Origin of the sequence: Streptomyces sp. FXJ1.172, assembly GCF_001636945.3 — a bacterium.
Taxonomy (GTDB): domain Bacteria; phylum Actinomycetota; class Actinomycetes; order Streptomycetales; family Streptomycetaceae; genus Streptomyces.
Genome location: NZ_CP119133.2, coordinates 2,732,403 through 2,759,385, shown reverse-complemented (window position 1 = coordinate 2,759,385; position 26,983 = coordinate 2,732,403). Strand labels below are relative to the sequence as shown.

22 protein-coding genes are annotated in these 26,983 nt (G+C 72.3%); 12 read left to right on the top strand and 10 right to left on the bottom strand.

Annotated features, from left to right (window positions below):
• Window positions 1-7: 7 nt before the first annotated feature.
• The 5 genes from A6P39_RS12235 to A6P39_RS12215 all read right to left on the bottom strand — a co-directional run bounded on the left by A6P39_RS12235 (window position 8) and on the right by A6P39_RS12215 (window position 8,084).
• A complete protein-coding gene (locus A6P39_RS12235; RefSeq protein ID WP_234378972.1) occupies window positions 8-2,143 on the bottom strand; it encodes an MMPL family transporter in 2,136 nt (711 codons plus the stop codon).
• A gap of 343 nt (window positions 2,144-2,486) precedes the next feature.
• Complete coding sequence (gene meaB, locus A6P39_RS12230) at window positions 2,487-3,503, bottom strand: methylmalonyl Co-A mutase-associated GTPase MeaB (protein WP_067047936.1); 1,017 nt, start codon at window positions 3,501-3,503, stop codon at window positions 2,487-2,489.
• Between the two features lie 7 nt (window positions 3,504-3,510).
• On the bottom strand, window positions 3,511-5,685 hold the full coding sequence (gene scpA, locus A6P39_RS12225; protein ID WP_067047934.1) for a methylmalonyl-CoA mutase: 2,175 nt from the start codon (window positions 5,683-5,685) through the stop codon (window positions 3,511-3,513).
• Window positions 5,685-7,484: a methylmalonyl-CoA mutase family protein gene (locus tag A6P39_RS12220; protein WP_067047929.1), complete on the bottom strand. Its 1,800-nt coding sequence runs from the start codon at window positions 7,482-7,484 to the stop codon at window positions 5,685-5,687. The genes scpA and A6P39_RS12220 overlap by 1 nt, the downstream gene beginning before the upstream one ends.
• An 84-nt stretch (window positions 7,485-7,568) precedes the next feature.
• Window positions 7,569-8,084, bottom strand: coding sequence for a MarR family winged helix-turn-helix transcriptional regulator (locus A6P39_RS12215; protein WP_067047926.1), 516 nt, complete (start codon window positions 8,082-8,084; stop codon window positions 7,569-7,571).
• A gap of 113 nt (window positions 8,085-8,197) precedes the next feature.
• Between A6P39_RS12215 and A6P39_RS12210 the strand changes: the two genes are divergently transcribed.
• Window positions 8,198-8,713, top strand: a complete 516-nt coding sequence (locus A6P39_RS12210; RefSeq protein WP_067047920.1) for a YceI family protein — start codon at window positions 8,198-8,200, stop codon at window positions 8,711-8,713.
• 18 nt (window positions 8,714-8,731) lie between these two features.
• On the opposite strand, the gene A6P39_RS12205 is transcribed toward A6P39_RS12210, so the two are convergent.
• The gene (locus A6P39_RS12205; RefSeq protein WP_067047918.1) at window positions 8,732-10,456 is read right to left on the bottom strand and encodes a hypothetical protein; all 1,725 of its coding nucleotides are present in this window, start codon (window positions 10,454-10,456) and stop codon (window positions 8,732-8,734) included.
• Window positions 10,457-10,725: 269 nt separating this feature from the next.
• Here A6P39_RS12205 and A6P39_RS12200 point away from each other — a divergent pair, with 269 nt between their 5' ends.
• The 4 genes from A6P39_RS12200 (at window position 10,726) to A6P39_RS12185 (ending at window position 13,626) form a co-directional block, all read left to right on the top strand.
• Window positions 10,726-11,115, top strand: coding sequence for a cell division protein SepF (locus A6P39_RS12200; protein ID WP_067047915.1), 390 nt, complete (start codon window positions 10,726-10,728; stop codon window positions 11,113-11,115).
• A gap of 112 nt (window positions 11,116-11,227) precedes the next feature.
• On the top strand, window positions 11,228-12,625 hold the full coding sequence (locus A6P39_RS12195) for an AAA family ATPase (protein ID WP_234378970.1): 1,398 nt from the start codon (window positions 11,228-11,230) through the stop codon (window positions 12,623-12,625).
• Complete coding sequence (locus A6P39_RS12190; RefSeq protein ID WP_067047912.1) at window positions 12,622-12,978, top strand: nucleotide pyrophosphohydrolase; 357 nt, start codon at window positions 12,622-12,624, stop codon at window positions 12,976-12,978. Before A6P39_RS12195 ends, A6P39_RS12190 begins: the two co-directional genes overlap by 4 nt.
• A 177-nt stretch (window positions 12,979-13,155) precedes the next feature.
• Entirely contained in the window at window positions 13,156-13,626 is a 471-nt protein-coding gene (locus A6P39_RS12185) for a DUF6099 family protein (protein WP_199840838.1), read from the top strand.
• A gap of 60 nt (window positions 13,627-13,686) precedes the next feature.
• On the opposite strand, the gene A6P39_RS12180 is transcribed toward A6P39_RS12185, so the two are convergent.
• The gene (locus tag A6P39_RS12180) at window positions 13,687-13,842 is read right to left on the bottom strand and encodes a hypothetical protein (protein WP_199840837.1); all 156 of its coding nucleotides are present in this window, start codon (window positions 13,840-13,842) and stop codon (window positions 13,687-13,689) included.
• Between the two features lie 238 nt (window positions 13,843-14,080).
• Between A6P39_RS12180 and A6P39_RS12175 the strand changes: the two genes are divergently transcribed.
• The 4 genes from A6P39_RS12175 (at window position 14,081) to A6P39_RS12160 (ending at window position 20,175) form a co-directional block, all read left to right on the top strand.
• Window positions 14,081-15,004, top strand: coding sequence for an LLM class F420-dependent oxidoreductase (locus tag A6P39_RS12175; protein WP_067047910.1), 924 nt, complete (start codon window positions 14,081-14,083; stop codon window positions 15,002-15,004).
• Window positions 15,005-15,148: 144 nt separating this feature from the next.
• Window positions 15,149-16,087: a hypothetical protein gene (locus A6P39_RS12170; RefSeq protein WP_067047908.1), complete on the top strand. Its 939-nt coding sequence runs from the start codon at window positions 15,149-15,151 to the stop codon at window positions 16,085-16,087.
• 84 nt (window positions 16,088-16,171) lie between these two features.
• Window positions 16,172-17,638 (top strand): 3' terminal RNA ribose 2'-O-methyltransferase Hen1, encoded by a 1,467-nt coding sequence (locus tag A6P39_RS12165; RefSeq protein ID WP_067047905.1) that lies wholly within the window; start codon window positions 16,172-16,174, stop codon window positions 17,636-17,638.
• Window positions 17,635-20,175, top strand: coding sequence for a polynucleotide kinase-phosphatase (locus tag A6P39_RS12160; protein ID WP_067047903.1), 2,541 nt, complete (start codon window positions 17,635-17,637; stop codon window positions 20,173-20,175). Before A6P39_RS12165 ends, A6P39_RS12160 begins: the two co-directional genes overlap by 4 nt.
• 12 nt (window positions 20,176-20,187) lie before the next feature.
• Here the strand turns inward: A6P39_RS12160 and A6P39_RS12155 are convergent, their stop codons facing one another.
• The gene (locus A6P39_RS12155) at window positions 20,188-21,081 is read right to left on the bottom strand and encodes an NAD(+)/NADH kinase (RefSeq protein ID WP_067047901.1); all 894 of its coding nucleotides are present in this window, start codon (window positions 21,079-21,081) and stop codon (window positions 20,188-20,190) included.
• Entirely contained in the window at window positions 21,078-22,256 is a 1,179-nt protein-coding gene (locus A6P39_RS12150; protein WP_067047899.1) for an SPFH domain-containing protein, read from the bottom strand. The genes A6P39_RS12155 and A6P39_RS12150 overlap by 4 nt, the downstream gene beginning before the upstream one ends.
• A gap of 147 nt (window positions 22,257-22,403) precedes the next feature.
• Here A6P39_RS12150 and A6P39_RS12145 point away from each other — a divergent pair, with 147 nt between their 5' ends.
• From A6P39_RS12145 to A6P39_RS12135, 3 genes are all read left to right on the top strand, one after another.
• Entirely contained in the window at window positions 22,404-23,627 is a 1,224-nt protein-coding gene (locus A6P39_RS12145) for an arginine deiminase (RefSeq protein ID WP_067047988.1), read from the top strand.
• Window positions 23,628-23,766: 139 nt separating this feature from the next.
• Window positions 23,767-24,798: an ornithine carbamoyltransferase gene (gene argF, locus A6P39_RS12140; RefSeq protein WP_067047897.1), complete on the top strand. Its 1,032-nt coding sequence runs from the start codon at window positions 23,767-23,769 to the stop codon at window positions 24,796-24,798.
• A gap of 142 nt (window positions 24,799-24,940) precedes the next feature.
• A complete protein-coding gene (locus tag A6P39_RS12135; RefSeq protein WP_067047892.1) occupies window positions 24,941-26,386 on the top strand; it encodes an amino acid permease in 1,446 nt (481 codons plus the stop codon).
• On the opposite strand, the gene A6P39_RS12130 is transcribed toward A6P39_RS12135, so the two are convergent.
• Window positions 26,346-26,798 (bottom strand): ATP-binding protein, encoded by a 453-nt coding sequence (locus A6P39_RS12130; protein WP_067047888.1) that lies wholly within the window; start codon window positions 26,796-26,798, stop codon window positions 26,346-26,348. The two genes, A6P39_RS12135 and A6P39_RS12130, sit on opposite strands and share 41 nt — an antisense overlap.
• Window positions 26,799-26,983 lie beyond the last annotated feature (185 nt).

Below are 26,983 nucleotides of genomic sequence, written 5' to 3'. Positions count from 1 at the left end.
CGGGGCGTCAGACGCGCACCGGCTCCGCCGTGGGGTCGGGGTCCTCGTCCGTGTCCGCCACCGGGAGGCGGGGCCGCGCACCGGCCTTCCCGCTCGGCCACCAGGCACGGGCGCCCAGCAGGGTGGTGATCGTCGGCACCAGCAGCAGGGCCATGACGAACGCGGTCAGCAGGATGCCGAACGCCACGGCGAAACCCATCTGCTGCAGCATCGAGTTGTCGGCCAGCATCAGCACGCCGAACGTGCCGGCGAGGATCACGGCGGCGGCGCTGATCGTCGGCGCGGACTGCGACACCGCGAGCCGCGTGGCCTCCGCGGGGGTCCGGCCTCTGCGTATCTCCTCGCGCAGGCGGGCCACCAGGAGGATGTTGTAGTCGGTCCCGATCGCCACCACGAAGAGGTAGACGATGATCGGCAGCATGAACAACAGCCCGCTGGAGTCCCGCAGTTGCTGGAAGACCAGGACGGTGGAGCCGAGGGTCGCACCGAAGCCCAGGCCGACCGAGACGATCAGGTAGAGCGGTGCCACGGCGCCGCGCAGCAGCAGCCCCAGGATGAGGGCGATGGCCACGCCCGCCGCGGGGAAGACGACCTGGTAGTCCCGGTTGACCGCGTTCTTGATGTCGGCGAACACCGCCGTGGTGCCGCCGAGCACCGCCTCGGTGCCCTTCGGCGCCTTGGTGTGCACGGTGTCGCGCAGGGTGCCGGAGACCAGGTCGATGGCCTGGCTCGACGCGGGCCGGTAGGAGAGCACCACGTCGTACCTGGCCACGTTCCCGGCCGGGTTCAGCACCGCCTGGGAGACCTGGTCGACGCCGTGCACGGCGGCCATGTCCCTGCGGAACTCCGCCAGCGCGGACGGGTCCAGAGCGCCCGCGCCCTCGGCCTTGACGTACACCTGGCTGGGGTCGGACTCGCCGGCGGCGAACGCCTTCTCCATGTCCTTCATGGCCCGGACGGATTCCAGGTTGCCCGGCAGCGAGCTGCCGGCGTCGTAGTTCGCCCGGAAGCCGAGGGAGCACAGGGCGAGCACCACCAGCGCCGCGCCCGAGATCGCCGCGACGAGCTTCGGGCGCCGCGAGGTGGCCGCGCCGAGCTTGCGGCCCAGCCGGTTCTTCGGGCTGCGCTGCCACGCCTTGGACGGCCAGAAGGCCTTGGTGCCCAGCAGCGAGAAGGCGGCGGGCACCAGCGTGAGGGCGGCGGCGAGCGCCAGCGCGACGCAGATGGCGAGGGAGGGGCCGAGGGCGCGCATGCTGCTCATGGTCGACAGCAGCAGGGCGAGGAAGGCCACGATCACCGCTCCGGCCGCCGAGGCGATGGTCTCGCCGACCCGCGACACCCCCTGGGTCAGCGCCTCCTTGGGGGCCTGGCCGGACCGCAGGTGCTCCCGGTAACGGAAGAGCAGGAAGAGGATGTAGTCGGTGCCGACACCGAACAGCACCACGATGAGGATCGCCCCGTTGCCGCTGTCGGCCTTCAGGCCGAACAGATGGCTCGCCGTGGCGATCAGCCCCTGCGCCATCATGAACACCAGGAAGATCAGCACCACCGGCAGGATCGCGATCAGCGGGCTGCGGAAGATGATGCCGAGCAGGACGACGATCAGCAGCAGCGTGGCCATCATGATCATGGCGTCCGTGTCGCCGGTGGCCTGGTTGGCGTCCACGTTCTGGGCCGCCGTCCCCGTGACGCCCAGCTTGAGACCGGTGCCCCCGAGCAGCGGTCCGGCGTCCTTGCGCAGCTTCTTCACCGAGTCCAGCACGGGATCGGCGCCGAGGTCCTTCTCGGTGGAGTAGGCGCTGGCGAGCGCGACCCTGCCGTTCCTCGACACCGCGCCGGGCGCGGTGACGACGTTCTTGAAGGTGTTGTAGTGCTTGCCGTCCAGGGCCTTGGTCACCCGGGCCACGGCGGCCTTGTCACCGCTCGTCAGCGCGCCGCCGTCCGACCGCTGGAAGACCAGGATCGCGGCCGCGCTCTCGTGCTGCGGGAAGGAATTCTGCTGGATCCGGTCGGCGCGCACCGACTCGTAGTGGGAGGGCAGGAAGTCCTCCTGGTCCCTGCTGCTGCCCATCGAGGGTGCCAGCGCGATCAGGGCGATCGCCCCGACGATCCACGCTGCGAGGACCAGCACTGGACGGTTCACGGAGAACCGTCCTATGCGTCCGAACATAACGCTCCTTCGGTACGGTGATGACAGCACGCCCATTCAGCCGCGGCGTGCTCCTCGCGGTGACGCGGCGAGGCCCACCGTTGTGGTGACCGCCTCGGGAAGGCCCGTGCCTCGGCGAAGGCAGGGAGGCAGTTGGCTGTGCTGTGGCGAGACGTCCGCCGATTGTGGGGTACCGAGTGATCTGTCGGCCTGCCCGGTGACAGGTTCCTGACATGCATACGAGAGCGGGACCGCCGGTGCGGTCCCGCTCTCCTGCACGCTGTCCCTTAGCGGTCGTGCGCCGGCACCGGGTGCCGACGAGCCGCGCATGATCGGCTCAGTCGTCCGCCGAAGAATCCGTCCGCGCAGCCGGGTGTCCCTCGAACGCCGCCAGAATGTGTTCCGCGGCCCGCGTCGCCGTCAACTCGCCGTCCCTGACCCGCTGTTCGAGGCCCGGCGCCACCTGGCGGACCGCCGGGGCCGCGTGCAGGCGGCCCAGCAGCTCGTCGCGGACCATCGACCAGGTCCACTCGACCTGCTGCTCGCGGCGCTTGGCGGTGAGACGGCCGGTGGAGTCGAGCAGCGTCCGGTGCTGTTCCAGGCGTTCCCACACGGTGTCCAGGCCGCTCGGCTCGCGGGCGCTGCAGTGCAGTACCGGCGGAGTCCACACGGCGTCCCTGCCGTGCATCAGGCGCAGGGCGCCCGCCAGTTCACGGGCCGCCGCGCGCGCGTCGCGTTCGTGCGGACCGTCCGCCTTGTTGACGGCGATGACGTCGGCCAGCTCCAGGACGCCCTTCTTGATGCCCTGCAACTGGTCGCCGGTGCGGGCCAGGGTCAGCAGGAGGAACGTGTCGACCATGCCCGCGACGGCCGTCTCCGACTGGCCCACGCCGACGGTCTCCACGAGGATCACGTCGTAGCCCGCCGCCTCCATCACCACCATCGACTCCCGGGTGGCCTTCGCGACCCCGCCCAGGGTGCCCGCGCTGGGGGAGGGCCGTACGAAGGCGTTCGGGTCGGCCGCCAGGCGTTCCATCCGTGTCTTGTCGCCGAGGATCGACCCGCCGGTGCGGGTGGAGGAGGGGTCCACGGCCAGGACCGCGACCCGGTGGCCCAGCGAGGTCAGCAGGGTGCCGAACGCGTCGATGAACGTCGACTTGCCGACCCCCGGCACCCCGCTCACACCGATCCGCCGCGCCCGGCCGCTGTGCGGAAGCAGCTCGGTGAGCAACTCCTGTGCCAGCGACCGGTGCTGGGGCCGGGTGGACTCGACGAGGGTGATGGCGCGGGCCACCAGGGCCCGCCTCCCGTCGAGCACACCCTTCACATAGGTGTCGAGATCGAGCGCAGCCATCGCGGCTCTACAGCTCGTGGCCGAGGTCGGCCGACAGCCGCTGCACCAGGTCGTACGCCGCGTCCGGGATCACCGTTCCCGGCCCGAACACGGCCGCGGCGCCCATCTCGAGCAGCGTCGGCACGTCCTGCGGCGGGATCACCCCGCCGACCGTGATCATGATGTCCTCGCGGCCCTCCTCGGCGAGCTTCTCGCGCAGCGCCGGTACGAGCGTGAGGTGACCGGCGGCCAGCGAGGACACCCCGACCACGTGGACGTCCGCCTCGACCGCCTGCCGGGCGACCTCCTCCGGCGTCTGGAACAGCGGGCCGACGTCGACGTCGAAGCCGAGGTCGGCGAAGGCGGTCGCGATCACCTTCTGGCCGCGGTCGTGGCCGTCCTGGCCCATCTTGGCGACCAGGATGCGCGGCCGGCGCCCCTCGGCCTCCTCGAAGGCGTCCACCAGGGCGCGGGTGCGGTCCACGTTCGGGGACTCGCCTGCTTCGTTGCGGTACACGCCGGAGATCGTACGGATCTGGCTCGCGTGCCGGCCGTACACCTTCTCCAGGGCGTCCGAGATCTCGCCGACGGTCGCCTTGGCGCGGGCCGCGCGCACGGCCAGCTCCAGCAGGTTCTCCTTGCCGTCGGCGGCCCGGGTGAGCGCGTCGAGGGCGTCCCGGCACTCGCGCTCGTCCCGTTCCGCCCGCAGCCGGCGCAGCTTCTCGATCTGCTGGGCGCGCACGGAGGAGTTGTCGACCTTGAGGACGTCGATCGCCTCGTCGTTCTCCACCCGGTACTTGTTGACGCCGATCACCGGCTGCCGGCCGGAGTCGATACGGGCCTGGGTGCGGGCCGCGGCCTCCTCCACGCGCAGCTTCGGGATGCCCGCGTCGATGGCCTGCGCCATGCCGCCCGCCTGCTCGACCTCCTGGATGTGCTGCCAGGCCTTGCGCGCGAGGTCGTAGGTCAGCTTCTCCACGTACGCGCTGCCGCCCCACGGGTCGATGACCCGCGTCGTGCCCGACTCCTGCTGGATGAGCAGCTGGGTGTTGCGGGCGATGCGCGCGGAGAAGTCGGTGGGCAGGGCGAGGGCCTCGTCGAGGGCGTTGGTGTGCAGCGACTGGGTGTGGCCCTGGGTCGCCGCCATCGCCTCCACGGCCGTACGCGTGACGTTGTTGAACACGTCCTGCGCGGTCAGCGACCAGCCCGAGGTCTGCGAATGGGTGCGCAGGGAAAGGGACTTGGTGTTCTGCGGCTCGAACTGGGAGACCAGCTTGGCCCACAGCAGCCGGGCCGCCCTGAGCTTCGCGACCTCCATGAAGAAGTTCATGCCGATCGCCCAGAAGAACGACAGACGCGGGGCGAACGCGTCCACGTCCAGACCCGCTTCACGCCCCGCGCGGATGTACTCGACGCCGTCCGCGAGCGTGTACGCCAGCTCCAGGTCGGCCGTCGCGCCGGCCTCCTGGATGTGGTAGCCGGAGATGGAGATCGAGTTGTAACGGGGCATCCGCTGCGAGGTGTAGGCGAAGATGTCGGAGATGATCCGCATCGACGGCTTCGGCGGGTAGATGTAGGTGTTGCGGACCATGAACTCCTTCAGAATGTCGTTCTGAATGGTTCCGGCCAGCTTCTCGGGCGGTACGCCCTGTTCCTCCGCCGCCACGATGTACAGCGCGAGCACGGGCAGCACGGCGCCGTTCATCGTCATCGACACGGTCATCCTGTCCAGCGGGATCCCGTCGAACAGCTGCCGCATGTCGTAGATCGAGTCGATGGCCACGCCCGCCATGCCGACGTCGCCGGTCACGCGCGGGTGGTCACTGTCGTAACCCCGGTGCGTGGGCAGGTCGAAGGCGACCGACAGGCCCTTCTGGCCGGCCGCCAGGTTGCGCCGGTAGAACGCGTTGGACTCCTCGGCGGTGGAGAAGCCCGCGTACTGGCGGATGGTCCAGGGCTGGTTGACGTACATCGTCGGGTACGGGCCGCGCAGGTACGGGGCCATGCCCGGGTAGGTGCCCAGGAAGTCCAGGCCCTCCAGGTCACGGCCGGTGTACAGCGGCTTGACCCCGATGCCCTCCGGGGTCTCCCACAGCGGCTCTTCGCTCCCGGTCGCCCGCGCCACGGCCGCACGCCACTGATCGGCACTGCCGTCGACGGCCGGCGTCCCCAGCTCGATGCCGGAGAAGTCGGGGATTCCCATCAGGACACTCCCATGCGGTCGAGGGTCGCGGACAGGACGTCGATGGCGTCGCAGCCCGCGAAGACGTACGAGTCGATGCCGGCGTACTCGCCCCGGCCCGCGAGGAACACATGACGGGCGCCCGCCGCACGCAGCGACTCGGCTGCCTGCTCGGCCTGTTCGGCGTACAGGGCGTCGCTGGAGCACAGCACGGCCTCGGTGGCGCCGCTGTCCTCGAAGCCCCCCTCGGTCACCGGCTCGATGCCGCCCGCCTGGAAGAGGTTGGCGGCGAAGGTGGCGCGCGCGGTGTACGCGGCGGCCGGGCCCAGTGTGGCGAGGAAGACCCGGGGGCGGGCGCCGGTCGCCGCGAGGTGGGCGTCGGAGCGGGCGCGCAGTTCCTCGTACGCCTCGTCGCGGCGCACGCGGGGCAGCCCGCCGGACGGCGGCTCGGGCGCGGGCTCGCGCTCCACCGGCTTCTCGGCGAGCAGTGGGAACTCGCTGACACCGGTGACGGGTTCGCGCCGCTTGGCGAGCTTCTTGCTCCGCTCGGCCCAGGTCGTCGCCAGGTCGGTGCGCAGCCGGCCGGAGCGCAGGACGGCCGCCTGGCCGCCGTCGCGCTCGATGGACCGGAAGAACTCCCAGGCGGCCCGGGCGAGTTCGTCGGTGAGGTGCTCGACGTACCAGGAGCCGCCCGCCGGGTCGATGACCCGGGCCAGGTGGGACTCCTCGATGAGGATCGTGGAGGTGTTGCGGGCGATGCGGCGGGCGAACGCGTCGGGCAGGCCGAGCGCGTGGTCGAACGGCAGCACGGTGACGGCGTCGGCGCCGCCCACGCCGGCCGCGAGCGTCGCGACCGTCGTACGGAGCATGTTCACCCACGGGTCGCGGCGGCTCATCATCACCGGCGAGGTCACCACGTGCTGCACCTGCGCGCCCGGGGCCGCGCAGACCTCGGCGACCCGCGCCCACAGCCGGCGCGCGGCGCGCAGCTTGGCGATGGTCAGGAACTGGTCGGCGGTGGCCGCGTAGCGGAACTCCAGCTGTCCGGCGGCCTGTTCCACGCTCAGTCCCGCCCCGGTCAGCTCGCGCAGGTACGCGACGCCGGTGGCGAGGGAGGCGCCCAGCTCCTGCGCGGCCGAGCCGCCCGCCTCGTGGTACGGCAGCGCGTCGACGGTGAGGGCACGCAGGCCCGGGTACGTCTCGGCGCACCGCGCGGCCAGGGCGGCGTACGGCGCGGTGTCCAGGGCGGTGCCGGTCCGGGCCTCGTACCCGAGCGGGTCGCCGCCCAGATTGCCGCGTACCGCCTCGGCGGCCACGCCCCTCTCGGCGTAGAGCCGCAGCAGTGCCCCGGCGGCGGCCTCGGTGTCGCGGCCCGCGTCGAGGACGACCGGTGCCAGGTCGAGGTAGACGCCGTCGAGGGCGCGGGGCAGCCCGGCGACCGGGAGGCCGCCCTCGCCCAGCACCAGCCACAGGGAGGTGCCGCCGTTCTCCAGGTCGGCCAGGACGGCGTCGTCCGCGAGGGCGGTGTGCCGCTGCCGCACGTCCCAGCCGCCGGCGATGTTGCCCTCGGGGCGGCCGCCGCGCAGATACGGGGCGAAGCCGGGCAGGCCGGCGTCGGGCGCGGCATCGCGCGCGGTGTAGAGGGGCCGGGTGCGCAGCCCGTCCTCCAGCGTCGTGGACAGGGCGTCCTCAGCTGCCGTGCCCGAGACTTCCTTGCCCGACTTGCGCAGTACACCCTCGACCAGGCGTTGCCACTGCTCATGCGTCGCGTCAGGGAACTCGGCGGCCAGTGAGAGCCCGTCGTCAGGCAGGACCGTCATGCTCGGATGCTAGGGCAGTGTGCTCAAGCGAGTGCAGAGCAGCGGCTGTGAGGTTTCTCCCCTTGCACGTGTGACCTGCACCGCTCACCCCGCGGAAGGCTCCTCGTGCCGGTCCGGGAGATCCGGAACGAGGGCGCACAGGGCCGCGCGCTGCTCCGCCCCCATGGAGTCGGTGAGGGCCTCGCGGACCGCGCCGGCGAGCAGGGCGGAGGTTTCGCGCAGCTGCTCGCGGGCCTTGTCGGTGAGGGCGACCTCCACGCCCCGCTTGTCGCCGCACACGGACCTGCGGCTGACCAGGCCGGCCCGCTGGAGGCAGGCGATCTGGTAGGTCAGGCGGGTCTTGGGGCGGCCGAGGAGGTCGGCGACCTGGGTCATGCGCAGTCCGGTGCGCGGCCGTTCGGCCAGCAGGCACAGGATCAGGAACTCGTCGTGGGAGACGTCGAGGGTCTCCTTCACGGCCGACCGCAGCCGCTGCTCCACCGCCCCGGTCGCGGCCAGCAGCAGCATCCACGCACGCAGCTCGTCCGGCAGCAGTCGGTCGCCGCTCTCGGCCACGGGGCATTCGGGCAGGTCGGCGGGGGGCGTGTCGGCGGCGCGCATACGTGAAGTCTACCCGTTGTGCAAATTTGGACGACTGGGTTGTTCAAAATTGGATGAGCCGCTAGCGTGGGCGTCAGTTATCCAAATTTGAATCACCAGTCGGGAGTACGACCATGACCGTCGCCGTGGAAACAGGTACCTGGCAGCTCGACCCCAGCGCGTCCGCCGTGGCGTTGCGGCACAGGACCATGTGGGGCCTGGTCACCGTGAAGGGCGCGTTCACCGCGATCAGCGGCGGGGGCGAGGTGCGGCCCGACGGCTCGGCCACCGGCACCGTCACCCTGGACGCCGCCTCCCTGGACACCAAGCACGCCAAACGGGACAAGCACCTGCGCTCGGCGGACTTCTTCGACACCGACCAGCACCCGGAGATCACCTTCGCCGTCAGCGGGGCCGACCGCCTCGAAGCGGACGGTGTACGGGTCACCGGCCGGCTCACGGTACGGGGCGTCAGCCGGCCGCAGACCTTCACGGCACGCCTGGCCTCCGCGGACGCGGGCGGGCTCACCCTGGAGGCCGAGTTCACCGTGGACCGCGGCCAGTTCGGCATGGGCTGGAACCAGCTGGGCATGATGCGCGGCCTGACCACGGTGACGGCCAGGCTGCGCTTCACGCGTACGGCGGCCTGAGGGACCGCCCGCGCGGACTCAGCCCTTCAGGCCCAGCTCCGCCCGCGGCACATCCCAGGTGGAGAGCGTCTGCGGGGTCGCCGTGAAGGCGCGCAGCCGGAAGCGGGTGCTCTTCTGTGTGGGCAGCGGGTAGCGGCCCTCGGGCGCCCGCAGGACGACCGTCGCCGTGCTGTGCGCGGGGATCGTGGCCGGGCCGTGCGCGAGCGACCAGTACTTGCTCATGCCCTGGCCGGTGGTGAGCATGTAGTGCGGGGTGAGCGCGGCGCCGCTGGTGTTGGTGACCTTCAGCGTCAGCGCGGACAACGAGTCCGCCGAGGCGTGCCGGGCCGCCTTGACGTCCATCCTGAGCGGCGGCCTGCCCGTCGCCGCCAGGGTCGCGCTGACCAGCGCGGGCAGCACCAGCAGCACGACGGCCCCGGCCAGAACGGGCTTGCGGCGCCGGGCCGTGAGCCACTGCGGCCGCGGCTGCCACGCGCGCGAGAAGTCCGACAGGGGCGTGGTGATCGCCGCCGCGAGCCACAGCGGCGTCATCATCAGGTAGTAGCCGTCCTGCGAGCGGGTCGCCAGGTAGAAGGCGCACCAGGGCAGCACGGTCGCGGCCGGGCCGAGCCGCCGGACGAACAGCACGAACAGTGCCAGCAGGGCCGCGGCGAGCAGCATGCTCGCGTGGCCGTACCAGTCGAGCCGGTCGCTTCCGTTGGTGAAGTACAGCGAGATGTCCACCAGGCCCTGACCGTGCAGGACCGCGCCCTGGGTCAGCGGCAGCGCGATGCCCCGGATCCACGGGCCGGCCTCGGACACGATGAAGTACGCGTTGACCAGCAGCCAGGTGAGAACCGCGATCCCCGTGATCCGCAGCACCAGGCGCCCCGCCGCACGCCCGCCCAGCTCGCCGCGCCGCACGGCGTAGATCCCGGCCAGCAGGAACGGTGTGAGGAACCACGGCAGCTGCTGTGCCGCGCACGCGGCGCCCAGGCACGCGGCCCGCGCGATCCCGGCCGCGCCCAGCCGGCCCCCGGCACCCAGCCGCGGCCAGTTCACCACCACCGGCATCAGCAGGACCAGGCCGATGATCGCCGGATAGCCCTGGCGGGCGTACATCGGCAGGAAGCTGAAGCCCAGGCAGACCATCGTGGCCGCCGAGCGCCACGGCGCCGGCAGCAGCCGCCACAGCACGACCGCGCCCACGATCAGCACGACCGTCGCGGCCAGGGTCGCCGGTGCCCCGTTGTGCCCGAGCCACAGGAAGGGCACCGTGAGCAGCGGCGCCAGCGGCGGGTAGCCGTACGTGAAGTCGTAACCGCCGGTCGTCGTCGCCGTCAGGGCGACGCCCGGGAGGTGGAACAGCCACGGCCACGGGTGGTCGTAGACCTGGTGCCCGCCCATGATCTCCCGCGCGGCCTGCGTGGTCAGGACCGCCTCGTCGCCGCCCGTGTGGTTCAGCGCCCAGGTGCACAGGGTGAGCGCGATCGCGGTCACCAGCACGACGAGGTCCAGCCGGGCCAGCGAGCGCGCCCGGCGCACCGTGAGCGCGAGTACGCCGGTCACCAGGATCGCGGCGTAGCAGACGGAGATGACGGCCGCGAGGACCAGGCGGTGCGTGGCCGCCTGCGTCCACACCGAGCGGGTGCCGATGAACAGGCTGACGTCGGCGAGCAGGGTCAGGACGCGATGCCACTGCGCGGGCGCCCCGGGGGCGGCCTCAGCGCGTGGTCCCGGAGCGGCGGACACCGCCGACTGCATCCGCCGGCCGGGTGTCACCTGCGTTGTTTCTGCCAAGTGCACGGCACGGGACGCTACTGACGGGAAATGAGCACCACATGGCCGCATGTCAAGATTTTGGTAAGGGGAATGTAAGGGGCGGGTGTAATCGTACGTGTGCCCTCAGGGCTGGTCGCGGCCGCGGGGCACCGGATCGGTCGCACACCGTGTCGTTGTTGGGCCGAACGGGTGACTTGGCGTAAGAATTGGCCGGTGCAGGCATTGAGTGCGAGTCAGGTCGGGGGGAGCCGGTGAGCCGTTACGACGTCACCGATGAACAGTGGGAGGGGCTCGCCCAGGTCGTGCCGCTGCGGGGCCGGGACGCCTGGCCGTCCGCGGTGAACCACCGCGCGCTGCCGGACGCGGAGACCGAGACCCGGCGCCGGTTCGTGGTCCTGCGCGTCAACGTCTTCGCGGACGCCCGGGAAGTCGCCGAGACGGTGATGGCCGGCGCGCCGGTCCTGCTCGACCTGTCCGGCGCGGAGACCGAGGTCGCCAAGCGCGTCCTCGACTTCAGTACGGGGGTCGTCTTCGGCCTGGGCAGCGGAATGCACCGCGTCGACCGCAATGTGTTCCTCCTCACCCCGCCGGGGACCGAGGTCAGCGGGCTGATGGAGGGCGCGGGGGTCTCCGGGGGCTGAGCGTCCCCGGCGTCGTCCGCCCGGCCGGCGTCCTTGCGGGCCGTCCCCCGATCGTAGGAAGGTCCGCGGGGCAAAACGGTTCGCCGGTGCGGAGGGGTTCTACCGTCCGGGCATGGCCGTGTCTTCCGTGTCCGCCGAGCCCCCGGCGGCCGCCCCGCCCGGCGGGACCACCCCCGCACAGTCCGGCGAGCCCCGCGAGTCCCGCGACGTGCGGACCGCCCCCGGGCCGGCGGGCGAGTCCCGTGAGTCCCGCGATGTGCGGACCGCCTCCGCGCAGTCCGGCGAGCCCCGCGAGCCCCACGACGTGCGGACCGTCCCCGGGTCGACGGGTGAGTCCCACGACGTGCGGACCGTCCCCGGGCGCTCGCGTGCGTCCCATGACCCCGGGGGCCCTCTCGATGTGCGTTGCCGGATCACCGAGTTGCGGCTGTCGGCCTTCGCCGGACACCGGAGGGCCGCGTTTCCGCTCGGGCCCGTCACGCTGTTCGCCGGGCCCAGCGGAGCCGGCAAGACGACCGCCCTCATGGCGTACGAGGCGCTCGCCCGGCTCGGTGGCGGAGCCCCACTCGCCGAGGCCTTCCCCGACCCGCTCGCCTGTGTGCCGGAGCGGGCGCGCCCGGACGCCGGGGGCCGGCGGGGCTTCCGGATCGGCTGTACGGCGGACGGCGCCGAGGGACCGGTCCGGCTCGACGTCGCCGTACAGACCGAGCCGGCCCTCAGGATCGCGGGGGAGCGGCTGACCGCGGGCGGGGTCGTCCTGCTGCAGACCGCGCTGCGCGACCCGGGCCGCCGGACCGTGCAGGCCGCCTGGCACACCGCGGGCGCCGCCCCGGTGACCCGTGCCCCGCTGCCCGACGACCGCCTCGGCACCGCCCTGCTGCCGCTGCGCGTGGCCGGCAAGACGGACGGGCAGCGCCAAGTGCTCGCCGCCGCCGAGCAGATGGTGGTCGCCCTGCGCTCCGCCTTCCCCTGCGATCCCCGCCCCGAGCGCATGCGCGCGCCCGTCCCCAGGGGCTCCGGCCGGCTGCTGCCCGGCTGCGACAACCTCGCCGATGTGCTGTGGCGCACCCGCGCCGAGTGCGGCCGCCGGCACGGCCTGCTGGTCGAGGCGCTGCGCGAGGGCTGCGCCGGGCCGGTGACCGATCTGATCGCCGAACCGCTGGCCGACGGCACGGTACGGGCGCTGCTGGAGCGCGGTGACGGCTTGCGCACCGGTCTGGCCCGGCTCGGCGACGGCGAACTGCGCTATCTGGCACTGATGTTGGTGCTGCTGACCGGACCCGGTGTGCTGGCGGTGGACGCGCCCGGCGAGGTGCCCGACGCGCTGCGCACCCTCACCGTCCTCGCCGACGGCTTCGACCGCTCGCTCGACCCGGCCCAGCGCCTCGCGCTGCTGCGGATGGCGGCCCGGATGGGTGAGCGCGGGCACATCCGGTGCCTGGGCGCGGTGAGCGACGCCTCATGGGCCACCGGGGCCGAGGGGGTCACAGTGGTACACCTGGACCTGTGACGGAACCTCACGACCTGGCCCGGCTCCAGCGCAGGCTCGCCGAGTTCGCGGCGGCGCGGAACTGGCAGCCCTACCACACACCCAAGAACCTCGTCGCCGCCCTCTCGGTGGAAGCCTCCGAACTGGTCGAGATCTTCCAGTGGCTGACCCCGGAGGAGTCCGCCCGGGTGATGGACGACGCCGGGACCGCGCACCGCGTCGAGGACGAGGTCGCCGACGTCCTCGCCTATCTCCTGCAGTTCTGCGAAGCCCTCGGCATCGACCCGCTGGCCGCCCTGGCGGCCAAGATCGACCGCAATGAACGTCGTTTTCCGGTCGCGGGGCCCAAAGACGGGGACGCACGGGCCAACTGACGGACTCCTGAACTCCGTTATCACACTCAGTAGTCAAATCGCCTGTCGAATCCGAATTGTTGTCCACAAATTTCCGCCCACCTCTGGCTTTTCGTCTCACGTGACCTCACTCTGGGTAATGAACAAGGGAGTTCAAACGGACGCGCGAGAAGGCACGTGGAGGGACGGGGGCGACGTATGGATGCGATACGGCTCATCCTGACGAGCAGGCGAGTGCTGGCGAACGCCGCCGACGCGGGCGAGATCATGGCGGAGGTCTGGCAGGCGCAGGCCCTCGCCCAGGCCATCGGCAGCCGGCTCGCGGTCTCCGGCCCGCCGGAGCTGCGCGGCGAGGCGCTCGGTCTGACCGAGCTGGCGGGCCGGGGCTGCGGAGTCCTGGACCCGCCCGAACTGGACCCGGGCGACCTGCGCGCCGCCCAGCTCACCAAGCTGGACGACGCCCGCGAGACCCTGCTCTGCCTCGGGGGCCTGCTCGGCGAGGTCGGCATCGCCCTGGTCGGAATGGCCAGCTCCGCGGCCGACGAGACGACGTACTGGCAGTGCATGGAGGCCATCGACGCGGCCGACGAGTCCCGCGACCGCGTCCTGGAGATGCTGCGCAAGCTGGCGGCGCGCGAGGAGGTGTTACCGGAGCGGGAGTTCGGCTGAGGTCTCCCGGCCGCACCGACCGGTGCCGGCAGCCGGTGCCGGCAGCCAGTGCCGGCCTTGTCAGCCGGCGTCGCCCTCGTCCGCCGCGACCGGCGCGGGTCCCGAGGCGTGCAGATCCGCCAGCTCCGACAGATCCGCGTTCAACGCGGCCATCAGCTCTTCCATCTGCTCCAGCAGCCCCTTCGGCCGACCGGCGGAGCCACACTCTTCGGACATCAACGGCCTCCTCGGCCCCCCGGCCCGGCAGGGCCGACGCGACGGCGCGCGACGGCGGCCTCCGCCCGGCGCGGGTGCCGGACGCTCCGGCTCCGACGTCCCAACGATCATCACCGGGGCCGGTCACTGGCCCGCGCGAGGCCCGGGCGGCCCGCATACGATTTTCACCCGACCGGGGACGGCCGCACCTGGCGGTACCGGCGAGGTTGACGCGGGTCGTGGCATGCAGGATGGGTGTATGGACCTTCGAATCTTCACCGAGCCCCAGCAGGGGGCCACCTACGACACCTTGCTCACCGTGGCCAAGGCCACCGAGGACCTCGGGTTCGACGCCTTCTTCCGCTCCGACCACTACCTCCGCATGGGCAGCGTGGACGGCCTGCCCGGGCCCACGGACGCCTGGATCACGCTGGCCGGCCTCGCCCGTGAGACCAGGCGCATCCGCCTCGGCACGCTGATGACGGCCGGCACCTTCCGCCTGCCCGGTGTACTCGCGATCCAGGTCGCCCAGGTCGACCAGATGTCCGGCGGCCGGGTTGAGCTGGGCCTCGGCGCCGGCTGGTTCGAGGAGGAGCACAAGGCCTACGGCATCCCGTTCCCGAAGGAGAAGTTCGCGCGGCTGGAGGAACAGCTCGCGATCGTCACCGGGCTGTGGGCGACGGAGGCGGGCAAGACCTTCGACTTCCACGGCACCTACTACGACCTCACCGAGTCGCCCGCGCTGCCCAAGCCCGCCCAGGCGAAGGTCCCGGTGCTCATCGGCGGCCACGGCGCGAGCCGTACGCCGCGGCTGGCGGCGAAGTACGCCGACGAGTTCAACATCCCGTTCGCCTCGATCGAGGACAGCGAACGGCAGTTCGGCCGGGTGCGGGCCGCCGCAGAGGAGGCCGGCCGCGGCGCGGACGCCCTGACGTACTCCAACGCCCTCGTGGTCTGCGTCGGCCGGGACGACCAGGAGGTCGCCCGGCGCGCCGCCGCCATAGGCCGTGGGGTGGAGGAGCTGAAGGCCAACGGCCTGGCCGGCTCCCCGGCCGAGGTGGTCGACAAGATCGGCCGGTACGCCGAGATCGGCTCCCGGCGGATCTACCTCCAGGTCCTGGACCTCGACGACCTGGACCACCTGGAGCTGATCTCCGCCCAGGTGCAGTCGCAGCTGCCGTAACTGCCGTGACGGGATCCCTCTCCGCCGGGGAGGGATGCCCCGGCCGAGGGCGCGGGAAGCGGTTGTGGGACGGCCATGGGCCACATGTGGCGGAACTGTGGGCTCCATCACGGCGCCCATGATCCAGACCTGATGCAATGCCCCGTGCGCAAAGTCCTGCCCCTCGCTCTCACCAGCGTCATCGCGGTGTCGGCCTGCCAGTTCGCCGACGGCCACGACACCGCCGGCGAGGCCCACCGTCTCAACGCCATGGCGGCGCTCCCGCTGCACGCGTACCTCCCGGACCCGGCCTCGGCCGACGGCAAGGCCGTCAGCAGGGCCCAGTGGATCCTCGCCAAGAAATGCATGGTCCGGCTCGGCTTCGCCGGCTTCGCGGTCCTCGACACCAAGAACGTCGAGTCCACCTATCCGGTCCGGCCGGGCACGCTCGACCTCGCGAGCACGCTCGGCGACGACAGCCCGTACGGCGTGGACGACCCCGGCCTGGCGTCCGAGCACGGCTACCACAACCGCAACACCGAGGACTCCGCCCAGAGCCAGGAGTGGCCCGCCGACCAGTTCGTCGCCCTCACCGGCGAGTTCGAGTCCGGCGACAGCCGGCTCGCGCACGGAAACCGCATCCCCGAGGGCGGCTGCCTGGGGCAGGCGACCCGGACGATCTACGGCGCTCCGCCCAGGGCGATGAAGGTCGGCGGCGTGAAGCTCAGCGGCTACTACTCGCTCGCCATGGAACTCTGGTACCAGTCCCACAAGGACGCCCGGAAGGACCCGGCCTGGAAGAAGGCCGACCGCACCTGGTCGGACTGCATGAAGAAGAAGGGCTTCCACTACGCCGACCCGGACAAGGCCTCCGTGGACTTCGCCTGGTTCAAGACCCGGCAGCCCTCCGACAAGGAGAAGTCGACGGCCGCCGCCGACGCCAGGTGCAAGCTCGACACCGGTTACATCCCGGCCGCGCACTCCCTCGACGAGCGCAACCAGAAGGCCGCCATCGCCAGGAACAGGCAGAAACTGGACGACCTGCGCGCCGCGGAGCAACGGGCCGTGCGAAACGCCCGCACGATCGTCGCCAAGGAGTCGTGACGGACCGCGCCCGGCAACCGTGATCGGACCGGCCGACGGGAAAACCGGTGGTCGCCGGGGCCCTGGCCCGGAAGAATCGGGCAGGTGTTCCTGACGATCTCGACGCGCGGCGACGCCGCCCACCCGGCCACCGACCTCGGGTACCTGCTGCACAAGCACCCCGGCAAGACGCAGACGTTCGCCACGTCCTACGGCCCCGCCCACGTCTTCTACCCCGAGGCGGACGACCAGCGCTGCACGGCCGCGCTGCTGCTGGAGATCGACACGGTCGCACTGGTCCGGCGGGGCAAGGGCAGGGGCCGTGGCGGCGCGTCCGACGCGGCGCTCGCGCAGTACGTCAACGACCGCCCCTACGCGGCCTCCTCGCTGCTCGCGGTCGCGCTCGGCGGCGTCTTCTCCAGCGCCATGCGCGGGGTGTGCGCCGCCCGCCCGGAACTCCCGGCGCAGGCACGGCCGTTGCGGATCGAGGTGCCCGCGCTGCCCGCCCGCGGCGGTGCCGGCCTCGTCCACCGGCTCTTCGAGCCGCTCGGCTGGACAGTGACCGCCGAACCGGTGCCGCTCGACACGGAGTTCCCCGCGTGGGGCGACTCGCGCTACGTCCGGCTCGTCCTCGAGTCGCGGCAGCTGACCCTCGCCGAGGCACTGCGCCACCTCTATGTCCTGCTGCCGGTCCTCGATGACGCCAAGCACTACTGGGTCTCCCCCGACGAGGTCGACAAGCTGCTGCGGGCGGGCGAGGGCTGGCTGCCCGGGCACCCCGAGCAGAAGCTCATCACCAGCCGGTACCTCTCCCGCCGCTGGTCGCTGACCCGGCAGGCGACGGAGCGGCTGGAACTGGTCCGGCTCGCCGAGGCCGACGACAGCGAGGTCGAGGACGTCGACAACGCGGTCGCCGAGGAGACGGAGACCGAGGAGAAGCCGACCCCGCTCGCCGAACAGCGGCGGGAGGCGATCCTCGCGGCGCTGCGCGCCCATGGCGCCGCCCGGGTCCTCGATCTCGGCTGCGGGCAGGGCCAGTTGGTGCAAGAGCTGCTGAAGGACCCGCGGTTCACGGAGGTCGTCGGACTCGACGTGTCCGTGCGGGCGCTCACCATCGCCGCACGCCGGCTGAAGCTGGACCGCATGGGGGAGCGGCAGGCCTCCCGGGTCCGGCTGCTGCAGGGCTCGCTCGCCTACACCGACAAGCGCCTGAAGGGGTACGACGCCGCCGTGCTCAGCGAGGTGATCGAGCACCTCGACCTGCCCCGGCTGCCCGCCCTGGAGTACGCGGTCTTCGGTGCGGCCCGCCCGCGCACGGTCATCGTGACCACCCCGAACGTCGAGTACAACGTCCGCTGGGAGACCCTGCCCGCCGGCCATGTCCGGCACGGCGACCACCGCTTCGAGTGGACCCGCGAGGAGTTCCGCGCCTGGGCCGGCCGGACCGCCGAACTCCACGGCTACGACGTCGGGTTCATCCCCGTGGGACCGGACGACCCCGAGGTCGGCCCGCCCACCCAGATGGCCCTGTTCCACCGCAACGACACCGAGAAGGAGGCGAAGGCAGCATGACCGGCAACCGCACCAGACGGGTCCTGCCCGTCACCGACCTCTCCCTCGTCGTCCTCGTCGGTGCCTCCGGCTCCGGCAAGTCCACCTTCGCCCGCCGGCACTTCAAGCCCACCGAGGTGATCTCCTCCGACTTCTGCCGCGGCCTCGTCAGCGACGACGAGAACGACCAGAGCGCGACCCGGGACGCCTTCGACGTGCTGCACTACATCGCCGGCAAGCGGCTGGCCGCCGGGCGCCGCACGGTCGTGGACGCCACCAGCGTGCAGCAGGACAGCCGGCGGCAGCTGATCGAGCTGGCGAAGCAGTACGACGTACTGCCCATCGCCATCGTGCTCGACATGCCCGAGGAGGTGTGCGCCGAGCGCAACGCGGCCCGCACCGACCGCGCCGACATGCCCCGCCGGGTCATCCAGCGGCACATCCGCGAACTGCGCCGGTCCATGAGGCACTTGGAGCGCGAGGGCTTCCGCAAGGTGCACGTCCTGCGCGGAGTCGAGGAGGCCGAGAGCGCCACCGTCGTCACCGAGAAGCGCTTCAACGACCTGACGCACCTGACCGGCCCCTTCGACATCATCGGTGACATCCACGGCTGCGCCGTCGAACTGGAGTCGCTGCTGGCCAAGCTGGGCTATGCCGACGGCGTGCACCCCGAGGGCCGTACCGCCGTCTTCGTCGGCGACCTGGTCGACCGCGGCCCCGACTCGCCGGGCGTGCTGCGCCGGGTGATGTCCATGGTCGGGTCGGGCAACGCGCTGTGCGTGCCCGGCAACCACGAGAACAAGTACGGCCGTTACCTCAAGGGCCGCAAGGTCCAGCACACCCACGGGCTCGCCGAGACCATCGCCCAGATGGAGGGCGAGAGCGAGGAGTTCAGGGCCGAGGTGCGCCGGTTCCTCGACGGTCTCGTCAGCCACTACGTCCTCGACGGCGGCAGGCTGGTCGTCTGCCACGCCGGCCTGCCCGAGAAGTACCACGGCCGCACCTCCGGCCGGGTCCGCTCGCACGCCCTGTACGGCGACACCACCGGCGAGACCGACGAGTTCGGGCTGCCGGTGCGCTACCCGTGGGCGGAGGACTACCGGGGCCGCGCGGCGGTCGTCTACGGGCACACCCCGGTCCCGCAGGCGACCTGGCTCAACAACACGATCTGCCTGGACACCGGCGCCGTCTTCGGCGGCAGGCTGACCGCGCTGCGCTGGCCGGAGCGCGAGCTGGTCGACGTACCGGCCGAGCGCGTCTGGTACGAGCCGGCGCGCCCGCTGCGCTCCGCGGCACCCGGCGGACACGACGGCCGGCCGCTGGACCTGGCCGACGTGCGGGGCCGCAGGGCCGTTGAGACCCGTCACGCGGGCATGGTCGCGGTGCGCGAGGAGAACGCGTCGGCGGCCCTGGAGGTCATGAGCCGCTTCGCGATCGACCCGCGCCTGCTGCCGTACCTCCCGCCGACGATGGCTCCGACGGCCACGAGCGAGGCCGAGGGCTACTTGGAGCACCCCGAGGAGGCCTTCGCCCAGTACGCGCGGGACGGGGTCGAGCGGGTCGTGTGCGAGGAGAAGCACATGGGCTCGCGGGCCGTGGCCCTGGTGTGCCGCGACGCGGCGGCGGCCGCGAAGCGCTTCGGGACGGCCGGGCCCACCGGCTCGCTCTACACCCGCACCGGGCGGCCGTTCTTCGACGACGGGCGGATGACCGAGGAGATCCTCGGCCGCCTGCGCGCGGCGATCGGGGAGGCCGGACTCTGGGACGAACTCGCCACGGACTGGCTGCTGCTGGACGCCGAGCTGATGCCGTGGTCGCTGAAGGCCTCGGGTCTGCTGCGCGGCCAGTACGCGGCCGTTGGCGCCGCCTCGGGCGCGGTGTTCCCGGGTGCGCTCGGCGCGCTGGAGGCTGCCGCGGCACGCGGCGCGGACGTCGGCGGCCTGCTGGCGCGGCAGCGTGAACGCGCCGCCGACGCGGCCGCGTTCACCGCCGCCTACCGCCGCTACTGCTGGACCACGGACGGCCTGGAGGGCGTGCGCCTGGCCCCCTTCCAGCTGCTCGCCGTCGAGGGCCGCAGCCTTGCCGCGCTGCCGCACGACGAGCAACTGGCCCTGATCGACCGCCTGGTGGAACACGACGGCACCGGACTGCTCCGGACGACCAGGAGGCTCTACGTCGACACCGGCGACCCCCGGTCCGTCCGGGCCGGCATCGACTGGTGGCTGGAGATGACCGGCCGCGGCGGGGAGGGCATGGTGGTCAAGCCGGTCGGCGCGCTCGTCCGGAACCAGGACGGCAGGCTGGTACAGCCCGGCATCAAGTGCCGGGGCCGTGAGTACCTGCGGATCATCTACGGCCCCGAGTACACCCGTCCGGACAACCTGACCCGCCTGCGCCGGCGCTCCCTGAACCACAAGCGGTCCCTCGCCCTGCGCGAGTACGCCCTCGGCCTGGAGTCCCTGGACCGGCTCGCGGACGGCGAGCCGCTGTGGCGGGTGCACGAGGCCGTGTTCGGGGTGCTGGCACTGGAGTCGGAGCCGGTCGACCCGCGGCTGTAGCCCGCCGCCCGGTCAGCCGACCAGCCGCAGCCGCTGCCCGCACACCCCGATGCGGACCGTCTGTCCCCAGGTCAGCTGGAGCGCGTCCGATTCGATGCCGTCACCGAAGGCGATGAGGCGGTCGGACTCCACGGTGACCGTCAGGGCCGTCGAGTCCGCCAGTTCGCCGGCCACCAGGGTCGTACCGGTGGCCGGCGACGGCCAGGCCTCGCGGACGAACCAGACCAGGCGGTCCTCGGTGGGGGAGGGCAGCGCGATCCGGCTGCTGCGCTCCTGCCACACGGAGCGGAGCCAGCCGGTCGCGCCGGTGCCGGTCCCCACCAGCACCCCGGAGGAAGCCTGGGCCTCGACGACACCCCCGTCGTCCTCCAGGCCCAGGCGGTATCGGGCGGTCTGATGACCGGGGGTGCCCAGGTAGATCTCGTTGAGCGCGAGCAGGCGCTGGGTGTCGTCGGCGACGGCCTCCACCATGGTGAGCGCGTCCACCGCGGTGCCCGTCGCGTGCGGCAGCAGCTTCGCCGCGTCGGCCGGGCGGTGCCGCACCAGCACACCGGGGTTGCGGCCGGGGTCGGTGTCGATGCCGATCACCGGCTGGCCGGTCAGGTACTTGGCGGCGTTCGCGACCAGGCCGTCCTGGCCGATCACCACGACCACGTCCTCGGGCGCGAACAGGAACCGGTCCAGGTCGCCCCGCTCCACCCGCGCCTGCCGCCAGGTCAGCGGCACCGCGGCACTCACCTCGGCGAGCGCGCGGTGGGCCCGGCGGTGGCGCTCGGCGACCTCCTCGATGTCCCGGCCCCGGGAGGCGAGGAAGAACGCGGCCTGGCCGTGCGTGCCGTGCCGGGCCACCAGCTCCTCGTACTCCGTGGTGCGGTGGACCAGCACGGCGCGCGGGGCGAGGCTCACGCTCCGGCCCCCGTGGCAAGCCTGGCGAGCAGTGCGGTGAGCACGTCCGGCGAGACGGTCACGCTGTCGATGCGCGGCAGGTTCTCCGCGAGCTGGCCGGCGGTCAGCGCGCGCAGGGTCGTCGCCCCGTCGACGCCGGCCTCCGTGTGCACCCGCAGCCAGGCCGCCTGGGCCTCGGCGCGCGCCTCGCCGAGTGCACGCGCGCCCTCGGCCTCGGCCCGGGCGACCCGTACGGCACGCGCCGCCTCGGCGTCGGCCAGCAGGGCCGTGCGCGCCGCCTCCGCCTCGGCGAGCCGCCGGGACCTCGCGGCCTCGGCCTCCGTGAGCTTCAGCGAGCGCGCCGCCTCGGCCTCGGCGAGCTTCACCGACCGGGCGGCCTCCGCGTCGGCCAGCAGCACCGAGCGTTCCGCCTCCGCCCGGGCGCGCACCGCGTCCGCGGCCGCCTGCTCCTCGGCCTCGCGGCGGGCGTTGGTGCCCCGCTGCTCCACCAACTGCTCCTCGCGGCGGGCGAGTTCGATGCGGCTGGCCAGTTCGTTCTCGGCGATGGTCCGTTCCCGCTCGACCGCCACGGCCCGTCGCTCGTAGGTCGCCCGGTCGGCCTCCTGCTGGATCTGTTCCCGGGCCGGGGTGCGCAGGGCCCGCTCCACCTCCGGCTCCGGACGCAGTGCCATCACGCGGACGGCGACGACCTCGATGCCGGTCGCCGGGAGCCGCGGTTCGGCGCCGAGCCCGGTGGCGATCCGCTCACGCACCGCCGTGACGCCGTCGGCCAGGGCCGCCGACAAGGGCGTCCGTGCCAGGACGTCCAGCGCGTGCTGCTGGGCCGTCTCGGTGAGGAGGGTGCCCAGCTGCTCCAGCGGGGTGCCGCGCCAGGCACCGGTGTCCGGGTCGATGGAGAAGTCCAGGCGGGCGGCGGCCGCGGCCGGGTCGGCGACGCGGTAGGTGACCGTCGCCTGCACGGACACGTCCTGGAAGTCGGACGTACGGGCGTGGAAGGTCATCGCCAGCTCGCGGTCGTCGACCGGCACCTCGGACAGTGCCGCCGTCAGCGGCCGGAACCAGAAGCTGAGCCCCGGGCCGTCGTGCACCAGCGTGCCCGAGCGGTGGTGCCGCACGTGTGCCGTCGCAGTGCCCCGCAAGTGGCGCAGGCCCAGGCGCCGGGTGATGTCGGCCATGGTGTTCCCCCTCGTTTCCCGTCCCCCGTTTTTCGTCCCATTGACGATAAGCGGAGGGGCGGCTTCTCGTCAATAGGACGAGAACAGGAAGTGGCAGAAACGGCCGACAAGGGCGTGAAGAAGGTCGGCTGCGGCCAGGATGGAGACATGGCATACCGTGTCGATTCCGAGACCGGGCGGCTGCGTCGCGTGATCCTGCACCGGCCCGACCTGGAACTCAAAAGGCTCACCCCCAGCAACAAGGACGCGCTGCTCTTCGATGACGTGCTGTGGGTGCGCCGGGCGCGCGCCGAGCACGACGGATTCGCCGACGTCCTGCGCGACCGTGGTGTCGCCGTGCACCTCTTCGGCGACCTGCTGACCGAGACCCTGGATGTGCCCGAGGCCCGCGCCCTCGTCCTGGACCGGGTGTTCCACGAGAAGGAGTACGGTCCGCTCGCCGCCGGCCATCTGCGCGCGGCCTTCGCGGCCCTGCCCGCGCGGGAGCTGGCCGAGGCGCTCGTGGGCGGCATGACCAAGCGGGAGTTCCTCGAGGCACACCCGGAGCCGACGTCCGTCCGCTTCCATGTGATGGACCTCGACGACTTCCTCCTCGGCCCCCTGCCCAACCACCTGTTCACCCGCGACACCTCCGCCTGGATCTATGACGGGGTCGCCATCAACGCCATGCGGCTGCCCGCCCGGCAGCGCGAGACCGTGCACTTCGAGGCGATCTACCGGCACCACCCGCTGTTCCGCGACGAACCGTTCCATGTCTGGTCGCAGGGGCAGGCCGACCACCCCTCCACCATCGAGGGCGGTGACGTCCTGGTGATCGGCAACGGCGCGGTCCTGGTCGGCATGAGCGAGCGCACCACCCCGCAGGCCGTGGAGATGCTCGCCCACCAGCTGTTCGCGGCCGGCTCCGCGCGCACCATCGTCGCGCTCGACATGCCCAAGCGGCGCGCGTTCATGCACCTTGACACCGTGATGACCATGGTCGACGGCGACACCTTCACCCAGTACGCGGGCCTTGGCATGCTGCGCTCGTACACCATCGAGCCGGGCGTCGGCGACAAGGAGCTGAAGGTCACCGACCATCCCCCGGAGCACATGCACCGCGCCATCGCCGCCGCCCTCGGCCTCGGTGAGATCCGGGTGCTGACCGCCACCCAGGACGTGCACGCCGCCGAGCGGGAGCAGTGGGACGACGGCTGCAACGTGCTCGCCGTCGAGCCCGGCGTCGTCATCGCCTACGAACGCAACGCGACCACCAACACGCACCTGCGCAAGCAGGGCATCGAGGTGATAGAGATCCCGGGCAGTGAGCTGGGGCGGGGCCGGGGCGGTCCCCGGTGCATGAGCTGCCCGGTCGAGCGGGACCCGGTCTGACCGGCGGGCCCCGCCAGTACGTCCTGCGTCCGGGCCGCCCCGGCGGTGTGACGCAACGGACCCCACCCAGGCCGTATAGAAATTCAGGTGGTCGTATAGAATTCCAGAGTTCCTGTCCCCCCGTACCCCGGAGCGCCCCATGGCGACAGTCCCGACCGCCCTCGCCGGCCGCCACTTCCTCAAGGAACTGGACTTCACCGAGCAGGAGTTCCGCGGCCTGGTCGAGCTGGCGGCCGAGCTGAAGGCGGCCAAGAAGGCGGGCGCCGAGACGCAGTACCTGCGCGGCCGGAACATCGCGCTGGTCTTCGAGAAGACCTCGACGCGCACCCGCTGCGCCTTCGAGGTCGCCGCCGCCGACCAGGGCGCCCGCACGACCTACCTCGACCCGGCCGGCTCGCAGATCGGCCACAAGGAGTCGGTGAAGGACACCGCGCGCGTCCTCGGCCGGATGTTCGACGCCATCGAGTACCGCGGGCACGGCCAGGGCGTCGTCGAGGAGCTGGCCACCTACGCCGGGGTCCCCGTCTACAACGGCCTCACCGACGAGTGGCACCCCACCCAGATGCTCGCCGACGTGCTCACCATGACCGAGCACACCGACAAGCCGATGAACCGGGTCGCCTTCGCCTACCTCGGTGACGCCCGCTACAACATGGGCAACTCCTACCTGGTCACCGGCGCCCTGCTCGGCATGGACGTACGGATCGTGGCGCCCCGGGTGCTGTGGCCGGACGAGACGATCATCCAGCTGGCCCGGCAGCTCGCCACCGCCTCCGGCGGGCGGATCACGCTCACCGAGGACGTGCAGGAGGGGGTGCGCGGCACCGACTTCATCGCCACCGACGTATGGGTGTCGATGGGCGAGCCCAAGGAGGTCTGGGACGAGCGCATCGCGCTGCTCGGCCCGTACGCCGTGACCATGGACGTGCTGCGCGCCACCGGCAACCCGGACGTGAAGTTCCTGCACTGCCTGCCGGCCTTCCACGACCTCGGCACCGCCGTCGGCCGCGAGATCCACGAGCGGCACGGGCTGACCGAGCTGGAGGTCACCGACGAGGTGTTCGAGTCCGAGCACTCCGTCGTCTTCGACGAGGCGGAGAACCGGATGCACACGATCAAGGCGGTCCTCGTGGCCACCCTGGCCCGAGCCTCGTCACAAAGCCTTGCCTGACGGGCCTCACCAGGCCTTATCCTGATCAGCGGCCCGATACCACCCATTTCGGGCCGCCCCCGCGACCGGACCACGGTCGCCCGCGCCCCCGAGACGGCCCCACGACGGCCGCCTGCACCACCGAGAAACGAGCACCACCCGCATGCCCGCTCCCCGCATCAAGTCCCCGCACCTGCTCGTCGCCGAATCCGGCGCCGACCGCGAGGGACACGGCCTGAAGCGCACGATGGGCCTCTTCCAGCTCATCTGCTTCGGCGTCGGCGCCATAGTCGGCACCGGCATCTTCGTCGGCCTGTCCGACTCCGTCGCCCAGGCCGGTCCCGCCGTCGTCGTCTCCTTCGTCCTCGCCGCGATCACCTGCGTCTTCACCGCCTTCTCCTTCGCGGAGCTGGGCGGCGCGATCCCGGTCTCCGGCTCCTCGTACTCCTTCGCCTACGCGGGGCTCGGCGAGTCCACCGCCTTCCTGGTCGGCTGGTGCCTGCTGCTGGAGTACGGCATCTCCATCTCGGCCGTCGCCGTCGGCTGGAGCCAGTACGTCAACGAGCTGCTGCACAGCCTCACCGGCGTCCAGCTCCCGGCCGCCCTGTCCGCCGGCCCCGGCGACGGCGGGATCGTCAACCTGCCCGCCGTGATCGTCATCGCCATGGCCTCGCTGCTGCTGGTGCGCGGTGTGCGCGAGAGCGCCCGCGCGACGGCCGCGATGACGGCGGTCAAGCTCGTCATCCTGCTCGCCTTCTGCGCCATCGGCTACAGCGCCTTCAAGCACGGCAACCTCACCCCGTTCTCGCCGGCCGGCCTCGGCGGCATCGGCGCGGGCACCACGGCCGCGTTCTTCTCCTACATCGGCTTCGACGCGATCACCACGGCCGGCGAGGAGGCGAAGAACCCCCGGCGGGACATCCCGATCGCGATCATGGTCTGCATGGGCATCGTGACCCTCCTGTACTGCGCGGTCGCGCTCGCCGCGATCGGCGCCATCGGCGGCAAGCAGGTCGCCGGCCGCCCCGCGGCCCTGTCCTACGTCGTGGGCGAGGTCACCGGCTCGACCGTCGGCGGCGCGGTGATCGCCTTCGGCGCGGTCGTCGCCATCGCCTCCGTCGTCCTCGCGGTGATGTACGGCCAGACCCGCATCCTGATGTCGATGTCCCGCGACGGCCTGATCCCGCGCGTCTTCGAGAAGGTCAGCCCGAAGACCTCCACCCCGGTCGCGGGCACCCTGATCGTCGCGGCCGTCTTCGCGCTCCCGGCAGCCTTCGCCTCGCTGGACGCCGTGATGAACCTGTGCACCATCGGCACCCTCGCGATCATGGCCGTCGTCAACGTCGCGGTGATGGCGCTGCGCCGCCGCGAGCCGGGCCTGACCCGCAGCTTCCGGGTGCCGCTCTACCCGGTGGGCCCGCTGCTCGGCATCGCCTTCTGCCTGTACCTGATGTACGAGACCGGCTGGCGGACCTGGGTGCAGTTCGCCGTGTTCCTCGTGGCGGGCCTCGCGCTCTACGCCGCCTACGGCCGCCGGCACTCCACGCTGGCCAGGGCGGCCGCCGAGGTCACACCGGCCGCCGCTGAGCGGGAACCGCAGGCAGTCTGAACCACACCGCCTTGCCCGACGGGGTGGGGCGGTGCCCGCAGGACGAGCTGAGGGCGCGGATCAGCAGCAGCCCGCGTCCGCCCTCCTGCCAGGGGTCCGGCGCCTCGATCACCGGCCGCGTCAGGTGGCCGGGCGGCGCCGGGTCCGGGTCGTGCACCTCGACCTGGCAGCCGCTCGGCAACAGCTCCACCACCAGCTCTATCGGGCCGCGCCCGGCGGTGTGCTCCACCGCGTTGGCCACCAGCTCGGCCGTGAGCAGCTCCGCGGTGTCACTGTCGGCCGCGTGCTCCACCTCGGCGAGGGCCGTACGCACCAGAGCGCGGGCCACGGGCACCGCCGCGGCGGTGTGCGGCAGCGCGATGCGCCAGGAGGCCGATTCGGTGGGGCGTTCGTGCAAGGCGAGTCCGTTCATGGAGCAGGCTGTCCTGCTTTCGACTGTAGGAATGGTACGGGCCCCGGCCACAGGGACGGCCGACGGGCTTCGCCCGGGAGCCGGGCCCTGCCGGCCCGGGCCCCGGTACCGGCGGCTTACCCAGGCGAACGCCCCGCCTCGCCTGCGGGCGCCTGCTGTTACGGCCCTGTCGCCGATCAGTGACG

What these genes read in the sequence shown, in the direction of transcription:
- meaB (WP_067047936.1), bottom strand. Translation starts at nt 3,503, where the DNA reads ATGGCTGCGCTCGATCTCGACACCTATGTGAAGGGTGTGCTCGACGGG.
- scpA (WP_067047934.1), bottom strand. Translation starts at nt 5,685, where the DNA reads ATGGGAATCCCCGACTTCTCCGGCATCGAGCTGGGGACGCCGGCCGTC.
- A6P39_RS12220 (WP_067047929.1), bottom strand. Translation starts at nt 7,484, where the DNA reads ATGACGGTCCTGCCTGACGACGGGCTCTCACTGGCCGCCGAGTTCCCT.
- A6P39_RS12215 (WP_067047926.1), bottom strand. Translation starts at nt 8,084, where the DNA reads ATGCGCGCCGCCGACACGCCCCCCGCCGACCTGCCCGAATGCCCCGTG.
- A6P39_RS12210 (WP_067047920.1), top strand. Translation starts at nt 8,198, where the DNA reads ATGACCGTCGCCGTGGAAACAGGTACCTGGCAGCTCGACCCCAGCGCG.
- A6P39_RS12205 (WP_067047918.1), bottom strand. Translation starts at nt 10,456, where the DNA reads ATGCAGTCGGCGGTGTCCGCCGCTCCGGGACCACGCGCTGAGGCCGCC.
- A6P39_RS12195 (WP_234378970.1), top strand. Translation starts at nt 11,228, where the DNA reads ATGGCCGTGTCTTCCGTGTCCGCCGAGCCCCCGGCGGCCGCCCCGCCC.
- A6P39_RS12185 (WP_199840838.1), top strand. Translation starts at nt 13,156, where the DNA reads ATGGATGCGATACGGCTCATCCTGACGAGCAGGCGAGTGCTGGCGAAC.
- A6P39_RS12180 (WP_199840837.1), bottom strand. Translation starts at nt 13,842, where the DNA reads ATGTCCGAAGAGTGTGGCTCCGCCGGTCGGCCGAAGGGGCTGCTGGAG.
- A6P39_RS12175 (WP_067047910.1), top strand. Translation starts at nt 14,081, where the DNA reads ATGGACCTTCGAATCTTCACCGAGCCCCAGCAGGGGGCCACCTACGAC.
- A6P39_RS12160 (WP_067047903.1), top strand. Translation starts at nt 17,635, where the DNA reads ATGACCGGCAACCGCACCAGACGGGTCCTGCCCGTCACCGACCTCTCC.
- A6P39_RS12150 (WP_067047899.1), bottom strand. Translation starts at nt 22,256, where the DNA reads ATGGCCGACATCACCCGGCGCCTGGGCCTGCGCCACTTGCGGGGCACT.
- A6P39_RS12145 (WP_067047988.1), top strand. Translation starts at nt 22,404, where the DNA reads ATGGCATACCGTGTCGATTCCGAGACCGGGCGGCTGCGTCGCGTGATC.
- argF (WP_067047897.1), top strand. Translation starts at nt 23,767, where the DNA reads ATGGCGACAGTCCCGACCGCCCTCGCCGGCCGCCACTTCCTCAAGGAA.
- A6P39_RS12135 (WP_067047892.1), top strand. Translation starts at nt 24,941, where the DNA reads ATGCCCGCTCCCCGCATCAAGTCCCCGCACCTGCTCGTCGCCGAATCC.
- A6P39_RS12130 (WP_067047888.1), bottom strand. Translation starts at nt 26,798, where the DNA reads ATGAACGGACTCGCCTTGCACGAACGCCCCACCGAATCGGCCTCCTGG.